Annotated in this window: 9 protein-coding genes; 7 read left to right on the forward strand and 2 right to left on the reverse strand. The window is 72.0% G+C overall.

The window, feature by feature from the left end:
• The 5 genes from D7Y13_RS33390 to D7Y13_RS33410 form a co-directional block, all read left to right on the forward strand.
• Positions 1–1101, forward strand: a 1101-nt coding sequence (locus D7Y13_RS33390; RefSeq protein WP_120630896.1) for a YncE family protein, incomplete at its 5' end; no start/stop codon positions are given.
• Positions 1098–1808 carry a c-type cytochrome gene (locus D7Y13_RS33395; protein WP_120583881.1) on the forward strand — a complete coding sequence of 237 codons (711 nt, stop codon included), beginning with the start codon at positions 1098–1100 and terminating at the stop codon, positions 1806–1808. The genes D7Y13_RS33390 and D7Y13_RS33395, both read left to right, overlap by 4 nt.
• Before the next feature lie 96 nt (positions 1809–1904).
• Positions 1905–4373 carry a hybrid sensor histidine kinase/response regulator gene (locus D7Y13_RS33400; RefSeq protein WP_120583880.1) on the forward strand — a complete coding sequence of 823 codons (2469 nt, stop codon included), beginning with the start codon at positions 1905–1907 and terminating at the stop codon, positions 4371–4373.
• Positions 4374–4473: 100 nt separating this feature from the next.
• On the forward strand, positions 4474–5262 hold the full coding sequence (locus D7Y13_RS33405; protein WP_233595582.1) for a hypothetical protein: 789 nt from the start codon (positions 4474–4476) through the stop codon (positions 5260–5262).
• 121 nt (positions 5263–5383) lie between these two features.
• Complete coding sequence (locus D7Y13_RS33410) at positions 5384–5788, forward strand: DUF2203 domain-containing protein (RefSeq protein ID WP_120583878.1); 405 nt, start codon at positions 5384–5386, stop codon at positions 5786–5788.
• Between the two features lie 27 nt (positions 5789–5815).
• Here the strand turns inward: D7Y13_RS33410 and D7Y13_RS33415 are convergent, their stop codons facing one another.
• Positions 5816–6430, reverse strand: a complete 615-nt coding sequence (locus D7Y13_RS33415; protein ID WP_120535961.1) for a hypothetical protein — start codon at positions 6428–6430, stop codon at positions 5816–5818.
• Positions 6431–6612: 182 nt separating this feature from the next.
• Here D7Y13_RS33415 and D7Y13_RS33420 point away from each other — a divergent pair, with 182 nt between their 5' ends.
• A complete protein-coding gene (locus tag D7Y13_RS33420; protein WP_199732783.1) occupies positions 6613–7533 on the forward strand; it encodes an NmrA/HSCARG family protein in 921 nt (306 codons plus the stop codon).
• Between the two features lie 114 nt (positions 7534–7647).
• Entirely contained in the window at positions 7648–8367 is a 720-nt protein-coding gene (locus D7Y13_RS33425; protein ID WP_120583877.1) for a hypothetical protein, read from the forward strand.
• Here D7Y13_RS33425 and D7Y13_RS33430 read toward each other — a convergent pair whose 3' ends face one another.
• The gene (locus tag D7Y13_RS33430) at positions 8368–8667 is read right to left on the reverse strand and encodes a hypothetical protein (protein WP_199732782.1); all 300 of its coding nucleotides are present in this window, start codon (positions 8665–8667) and stop codon (positions 8368–8370) included.
• Positions 8668–8745: the final 78 nt, after the last annotated feature.

Below are 8745 nucleotides of genomic sequence, written 5' to 3' on the forward strand. Positions count from 1 at the left end.
CCTCCGGGGCCGGCGGGGCGGCTGCTCGTCACCAACAGCCTGGATGACTCGGTGAGCCTGCTGGAGCTGGCGGGGCTGGGCTCGGCGGACTGGGGTGAGTTGGCGCGCGTGCCGGTGGGGCTCAACCCGGTGGAATTGGAAGGGCCGCACCACACGGCGGTGTCTCCCATGGGGGACTACTACTACGTGGGCATCTCCAACTACGTGCCCGGTGGGGGTTCCGGTCCGCACGGTGCGCATGGCACCGGCACGGCGGATGGGTACTGCCTGAAGCTGAGCGCGAAGGACAACCGGCTGGTGGCCTCCGCGCGCGTGGACCGCAACCCGGGCGACGTCATCGTCAGCGCGGACGGGCGCACGCTGTACCAGACGCACTTCGACCTGCTGCGCATCGCGGACGTCGCGCGGCAGGGCGGCACGGAGGAGGAGATGGTGGCGCGGCTGGCCATCCTCGACGCGGAGACGATGGCGGTGAAGGCGCGGGTGAAGGTGTGCCCGGCGCCGCACGCGGTGCGCCTGTCGGCGGATGAGCGCACGGCGTACGTGGCGTGCTGGTCGGATGAGGTCGCGCTGGTGGACCTGGCGACGGAAGGGATGCCGGTGACGCGGGTGAAGGTGGCGCCCGGGGCGGGCACCGCCACGAATCCGCGTCACCAGCCGTACGCGCTCACGGTGTCGCCCACGACGGGGGACGTGTGGGTCAGCTCGCTGGCCAGCCGTCAGGTGCAGGTGCTGGAGCCGGGCACGCGCGCGATGAACCCGGAGCGCACGGTGTACCTGCGCGGGTCGCCCATGTTCGGCGCGTTCACGCGGGACGGGAAGACGCTGTACCTGCCGTACCAGCAGGAGGACGCGGTGGCGGTCATCGACCCGGCGACGTCCACGGTGCAGCGCACGCTGGAGCTGTCCCAGGCGGGCTGTCTCAACGTGCACCAGTTCATGCTGACGCCGGATGAGCGCCACGGGCTGGTGGTGTGCGAAGGCGACCACGTGGGCCCGGGCACGTTGCACGTGGTGGACGTGGCGGAGGGCACGGTGGTGTCCACGGTGCGAATGGGCATCTTCCCGGACTCGGTGAGCCTGCTGAAGGGGACGCCATGAGGTGGGGCGTGATGGCGCTGGTGCTGGGCGTGCTGTCCGGCTGCGACGGGGGGGATGAGCCCGTGGCGGCGGCGGACTTCGGGGAGGAGCTGTTCCAGGACGCCCGGCTGTCGGAGAGCACGTTCAACCGCTTCTCGTGCGCGACGTGTCACGTGACGACGCCGGAGACGCCGGCGGGGCGCATCGACTCGGGGTATTCGCTGCACAACGTGACGGCGCGGCCGAGCTGGTGGGGCGGCTACGAGACGCACCTCCTGGACGCGGTGAACTTCTGCTACGTGAACTTCATGCGCGGGGTGACGAAGCTGGAGCCGGAGGACCCGCGCTCCCGGGCCCTGTACGAGTACCTGTCGCGCATCAGCCCGGACGCGCAGGCGCCCGCGCTGCCGCTCACGGTGGTGAAGGACATCAGCGACGTGCCCCGGGGGGACACCGCGCGCGGTGAGGCGGTGTACCGGGCGGCGTGCCAGAACTGCCACGGCGCGACGCACACGGGCGAGGGCCGGCTGACGGAGCTGGCGTCGGTGCTGCCGGAGGTGACGCAGGACTACGACCGGCTCTTCCCGGGCATCCCGCACGCGACGGTCGTCATCGAGAAGGTGCGGCACGGCCAGTTCTTCGGCGTGGGCGGCAACATGCCCCCCTACAGCGCGGAGTCCCTGTCCGACGCGGACCTGGGCGCGCTGCTCGCATACCTGGGGCTGTAGCGCCGCCCCGCTGACCACCGGACACGCGAGGCAGGAGGCGCACGGCGTGCCGCCCCTGCCCATGCGCGCCGGACATTCCCACCTCTAGAGACGTTCATGTCCTCCTCGGATCCACAGGAGCGGGGTCCTTCGTCGGAGGGGCGGACGCCCGCGGAGGGCGGTGGATCGCTGTCCCTCGTGGACCTGCTGGAGTTCGACCGCGATGCCATCGTGGAGGACTGGCTGTCCCGCGTGGCCCCCTTGTTCGCCAACCTGCGGCTGACGCGCGAGCAGATCCTCGACGCCCTGCCTGCCTTCATCGACGAGCTTCGCGACACGCTCGAAGCGGAGGAGGCAGGCGGCGACCGCCGGCCCCCTCATCACCGAAAGGCCTCCGAGGCCCATGGCCGCCAGCGCCAGCGCCTGGGCTTCAGCGCGGCCCTGGTCGCCCGCGAGTACGGCCTGCTGCGCGACTGCCTCCTGGAGCGCATCGAGCAGGAGGACATCCACTTCCCCCTGTCGCAGCTGCGCCTGCTCAGCCTCCGCATCGACACCGCCATGCGCGAGGCCGTGTCCCAGTTCGAACTCGACAGCCCCGAGCGCAAGAGCGAGGAGGCAGAGGAGCGCGAGCGCTTCTTCCAGTTGTCCCCGGACATGTTCTGCATCGCGGGCATCGACGCGTACTTCAAGCGCGTGAACGCGTACTTCGTCCAGGTGCTCGGGTGGAGCGAGCCGGAGCTGTACCGCTTCCCCTTCCTGGACCTCGTCCACCCCGACGACCGGGAGGCCACCCGGCGGGAGGTGAGCAAGCTCTCCCAGGGCATCCCCACCCTGCGCTTCGAGAACCGCTTCCGCTGCAAGGACGGCCGCTACAAGTGGCTGGCCTGGGCCGCGCGCTCCGTGCCCGCGCAGGGCCTCATCTACGCCGCCGCGCGCGACATCACCGAACAGAAGGTCGCGGCCCAGGAGCGTGAACGCCTGCTGGAGGCCCTGCGCGACAGCGAGGCCCGCTTCCGCAACATGGCCGACCACGCCCCCGTCATGCTCTGGGTGACGGACGTGGACGGCGTCACGACCTACATGAACCGGGGCTGGTACGCCTTCACCGGCCAGACGGAGGCCCAGGGTCTGGGCCTCGGCTGGCTGGACGCCATCCACCCCGATGACCTGGAGCGCACCCGGAACATCTTCCTCTCCGCCAACCTCGCGCATCACCGGTCCTTCCGGCTGGACTACCGGCTGCGGGGCACGGACGGCGTGTACCACTGGGCCGTGGACACCGGCTCGCCCCGCTTCGACACCGAAGGGCGCTTCCTGGGCTACATCGGCAGCATCATCGACATCTCCGACCGCAAGCAGGCGGAGGTGGACCGCGAAGCCCTGCTCGCCCGGGAGAGCGCCGCGCGCAAGGAGGCCGAGGAGGCCAACCAGCTCAAGGACGAGTTCCTCGCCACCGTCAGCCACGAGCTGCGCACGCCCCTCACCGCCATCCTCGGCTGGGTGCAGTTGCTGCGCACCGGCCACCTGCCCGAGTCCCGCCGCGAGCGCGCGCTGGAGACCATGGAGCGCAACGCGCGCGCGCAGGGCCAGCTCATCGAGGACCTGCTCGACGTCAGCCGTATCATGTCCGGCAAGCTCAAGCTGGACGTGGAGCCGGTGGACCTGTCCACCGTGGTGCAGCAGGCGCTGGACTCCGTGCGCCCCGCCGCCGACGCGCGCGGCGTCCAGGTGCAGGCCACCGTGGACTCCTCCAGCAGCGTCATGGGAGACCTGCAACGGCTGCAGCAGGTGGTGTGGAACCTGCTCTCCAACGCGGTGAAGTTCACGCCCCGCAACGGCCACGTGCGGCTCTTGGTGGAGCGCCGGGACTCCCTGGTGGAACTGACCGTGCAGGACACCGGCCAGGGCATCCCCGCGGCCTTCCTGCCCCACGTCTTCGAGCGCTTCCGCCAGGCCGACAGCGGCACCACCCGCAAGACGGGCGGCCTGGGCCTGGGCCTGTCCATCGTGCGCCACATCGTGGAGATGCACGGCGGCACCGTCGCCGTCGCCAGCGAGGGCGAAGGCCGGGGCGCCACCTTCACCGTGCGCCTGCCCCTGTCCATCATGCAGCGCCGCGACCCGCTCATGGCCCCCTCGCCCCGGCCGCCCTCCGCCCCAGGCCCGGAGTCCGTGCGCCCCGCGGAGCTGAACGGGGTGCGCGTGCTCGTGGTGGATGACGAGGAGGACGCGCGCGAACTCCTGCGCACCCTCCTGGAGGACAGCGGCGCGCACGTGCTCACCGCCGGCTCCGCCGCCGAGGGCCTCCAGGTGCTCCAGGAGGAGCCGCCGGACGTGCTCGTGTCCGACATCGGCATGCCGGGCACGGACGGCTACGGCTTCATCGAACGCGTGCGCGCGCTGCCCGCCGACAGGGGCGGACGCACCCCGGCGGTGGCCATCACCGCCTACGCCCGTTCGGAGGACCGCACCCGCGTGCTGCGCGCCGGCTTCCAGAGCCACGTGCCCAAGCCCGTGGAGCCCGTGGAGCTGCTCGCCGTGCTCGCGTCGCTGGCGGGCTGCTTCGAAGTGCCCTTGAAGTCCTGACGCGCCCCCGCCGGGAGGACGTGGGCCGCCCGACACCGGGGCACAAGCGGGCTTGCATCCTCCTGGCCAGCGGGCACGCCCAGGGCTTACGTTGCAGGGCATGCGTCCACCGCCCGGACAACTGGCGATGTTCGACGCGCCGGCCCCCGAAAGGGAACCGGCGCCCGGACGCCCCCGGCTGCCCTCGCGCGAGGACGCGCTGCCCCGGGCGGCGGAGCTGGCCCGGCGCGTGTCCGCCCTGCTGGGCCTGCCCGTGCACCTGCGCCTCACCGACAACCGCGCCACGCTGGTGAGCTTCCGGAAGCTACCGGAGGGCGTGCGGCTGCGCATGCACCACCTCTTCCTGGACGCACCGGAGCCGGTGGTGCGCGCCGTCGCCGGGTACGTGGCCGGTGACGCGGGCGCGCGCGACGTGCTGGAGGCGTTCAGCCACGCGCACCACGACCAGGTGCGCCGGGAGCGCCAGCCCGGAGCCCCGCTGCGCAGCCGGGGCAAGTGCTTCGACCTGCGCGCGGTGCACGCCCGGTTGGATGCGACGTACTTCGACGGCCGGGTGCGGGAGGTGGAGGTGGGCTGGGCCCGGAAGCCGGGCCGCCGCACCCGCCGCACCATCCACCTGGGTGGCTACGACGCACGCCTGCGCGAGGTGCGCCTCCACCCCGCGCTGGACAAGCCCCACGTGCCCGCCTTCGTGGTGGACTTCCTCGTCTTCCACGCCCTCTTGCACGCGGACCTGGCCCACACCGACGCGGACCGGGACGGCGATGACACCGGGCGCTGCGCCGCCGAACACCCCCCCGACTTCGACGCGCGCGAGGCCGCCTTTCCCCTGCGGGAGTCCGCCTGGCGTTGGTTGGTGGAGCATCTGTCGTCGCTGCGGCGCGGGTAGGACCCTCCCACCTGACCTGGCTGACACGTTTCCGACACAAAAAGCCTTGCGTCCACGCATCCGCACCCGCTCGGGGATGGTGATGGCCAGCGGAGGGCGCACACTGCATGCTGTCGCCCCGATGCGCTTTTTCAGCGTGGAAGAGGCCAACCGCCTGGTGCCGTTGCTGTCGCTGACCTTCGGGCGTGTGCGCCCGTGGGTGGAGCGCGTGCAGAAGCTGGCGGAGGCGCTGGACGCCCTGGGGTCCGCCCCCGAAACCCTGGAGACCCGCGCCCAGCGCGAGGAGCGCGAGTCCCTGCTGGAGCGCATCCGAGGGGAGCTGGGCCCGCTCCAGGAGATGGGGCTGGAGATCAAGGGCGCGGACGGCCTGGTGGACTTCCACGCGCGGCGCGGCGAGGAGCCCGTCTACCTGTGCTGGCGCTTCGGCGAGCCGAGCGTGACGCACTGGCACGACCTGCAGGCGGGCTTCTCCGGACGCCGCCCCATCGAAAGCCCGGACGACTTCGAGCCCACGTACCTGAGCTGAAGCGCCAGCAGGCTGGAGCGGACGGGCTCAGGCGGGCTTCGACGACAGGCTCTGGTGCAGCAGGCCCAGCTTGTTGCGCGCGGACAGCAACTGCTGGCGCAGGGAATCCGCCTGCCGGGCGATGTCGGAGAAGTGATCCGCGTCCGCGGCGCCGGCCAGGGTCGCCGCCTCGTCCGCGACCTCCGCCATGCGCTCCTGGAGGGAGGTGAAGACGGCCGTGAGCTGGGCATCCTCCTCCGCCGTGCGGGACTCCTGCTGACGCAGGGCGGAGAACTGCTGCATGCGCCCGTTGAGGTCCGCGGCGCTCTGGCCCAGGCCCCCGTAGCGGGTGAGCAGGTCCTTGAACACCTCCGTGCGCCGTTGCAGCTCCTGCGCGCGCGTGTTGACGGCGTCCGCCTGCGTCTGCTGCCGGGTGCGCACGCCGGTGATGGCCTGCACCAGCGCGCCCACGCGCAGGCGGAGCGCGTCGTCCAGGTCCGCCAGCTCCTTGAGCGTGCGCGACGCCCGCTCCAGGTGCTTCTCCGAGGTCAGGGGGGCGTCCTGGAGCTGCCCTGACAGGGCCTCGAAGCGCAGCAGCTCCGCGTCGAGTGCCTGGGCGGCGGAGACCAGCTCCGAAGGGGATGACGTGTCGCGCTTGCTCATGGGTTCCCCGGAAGATGCCACGCGCCGTGGCTGCCCGCCTGCTTCCTGGCCTGCCCTCGCGGGCCTGCCTGCCTGCCCCGGGAGCCTGAGTCCGGGGGGCGGGCGTGCGACTTCCGGACCTCGCCAACAGGAAGGGGCGGTCGCACCTTCTCGTGACACGCCGCGTCCGGAGGTCTGAAGCCATGTCCGTGGATTTCTCCATCACCGCGCTCGTCACGGGCGCCACCGGCCAGCAGGGCGGCGCCGTGGCCCGCCAGCTCTTGAGCCGGGGCCACAAGGTGGTCGCCCTGGTGCGCGACCCGAACAAGCCCGAGGCCCGCGCGCTCCAGACGCTGGGGGCACGGCTGGTGCGGGGTGACTTCGACGACGTGGACGCGCTGGAGCAGGCCACCCGGGGCGTGGACGCCGTCTACGCCATGGCCACGCCCTTTGGAAGCGGCGGCCCGAACACGGAAACACATCACGGCATGAACCTGGCGGACGCGGCGAAGCGCTCCGGCGTGCGGCACTACGTGTATTCCTCCGTGGCGGGCGCGGATCAGCTCACCGGCGTCCCCCACTTCGACAGCAAGCACCGCGTGGAGCTGTACCTGCGGCGCATGGACATGCCCTTCACCATCCTGGCGCCCACCTTCTTCATGGAGAACCTGCTCCAGCCTCCGACGCGGGACGCGCTGGCCCGGGGGCACCTCACGCTGGGGCTGCCCGCGTCGCGCGGGTTGCAGATGGTGGCGGTGGACGACCTCGCGGGCTACGCGCTGCACGTGCTGGAGGATCCGGAGCGCTTCATCGGCGAGCGCATCGAGGTGGCGTCCGACGAGGTCACCGGCCAGCAGTCCTCCGCGCTGCTCTCCATGGTGAGCGGCCACCGCATCCACTACGAGCAGGTGCCGCTGGACCAGCTGGCGCAGCAGAGCGAGGACCTGGCGCGCATGTACGAATGGCTGGACCGGGTGGGCTACCACGCGGACATCCTCACCCTGCGCAACAGCGTCCCGCGCGTGGGCTGGCGGACCTTCGAGACCTGGGCGCGCCACCAGGACTGGGACTTCATCACCTCCGCCTCGTGGCCCGGGGCCGCCGCCGAAGCCGTGACGCCGTAGACGCCGCGGCCTCGGGGCGAGGGCCCGGCCGCAGGGATGGCATCCGGGGTGGAGCCTTCCGGGTGACCTCCCGTGGACGCCGCGTGCCCTACCTTGAATCCCAGGAGGCACATCATGCGTGCACATGGGCTGGGGGCCGCGGCGCTGTTGCTGGTCGCGGGCTGCGCGGCGGAGACGAAATTGAGGCCCACGCCGGAAGCGGGCGTCCTGGTGAACGGCAAGGGCGGCGCCATCACGGAACAGCAGGGCGTGAGGCTGGTGGCGGATGGCTCCGCGTGGCGCGGCTCCCCGTCCGACCTGGAGCGCCGCCTCACCCCCGTCTACGTCCGGCTGGAGAACCAGGGCCAGCGGCCGCTCAAGCTCCAGTACGCGGCCTTCTCGCTCATCGGCGAGGAGTCGCGCTTCCGCTACACGGCGCTGGCGCCCCTGTCGCTCCAGAAGGCCATGTCCGCCAATGACACGGCCCCCAGCGGCGTCATCGCCCCCGCGGGCCATTGGAGCGTGGGCGTGGGCGTGGGCGTGGGGTCCTCCTACGTCCATGGCCCCCGAAGGGGTTACTACCCGCCGTACTACGGCCCGTGGGGCAGCCCGTTCTACGATCCGTTCCTCTACAGTTGGCCCCAGTACCAGGAGCCGCTGCCCACCGAGGACATGCTCAACAACGCGCTGCCGGAGGGCACCCTGGAGCCCGGCGGCACGCAGCAGGGCTTCCTCTACTTCCAGGGCGTGGCGCGCCGCGAGGACGCGGTGACGCTCCAGGTGAAGCTGGTGGACGCGACCACGGGGGAGCCGTTCGGAGCGCTGGACATCCCCTTCCAGGTGAGCACGCACTAGCTAGTGCAACAGCGTGCTGGGCGGCGCGTAGGGGGAGCGCCCGCCGTCGTGGGCCAGGTCGAGCAGCGGCGCCTCCTCCGGCTGTCCCAGCGCGCGCCGCACGTCCGCGCCCCGCACGGGCAGGCCGAACAGCGGCCCCAGGAGGAACAGGTCCAGGGCCCCGGACAAGAGCGGCACCAGCCCCGTCAGCGCCACCATGGCGCCCCGGGGCGAGCCCGTGCCCAGGCCGCCCAGCACCAGGCCCGAGCCCGCCAGAATCCGCACCCACCGTCCCGTCCGCGACGCGATGAACCCGACCATGAACACCTCCCCACGCCGAAGATGAACACGCGTCAGGGGGCGACCATCGGCGGCGTCCGCCGGGCAACCCTCCCTGGC

It is taken from the genome of Corallococcus praedator (genome assembly GCF_003612125.1).
In the GTDB taxonomy this organism is placed as follows: Bacteria; Myxococcota; Myxococcia; order Myxococcales; family Myxococcaceae; genus Corallococcus; species Corallococcus praedator.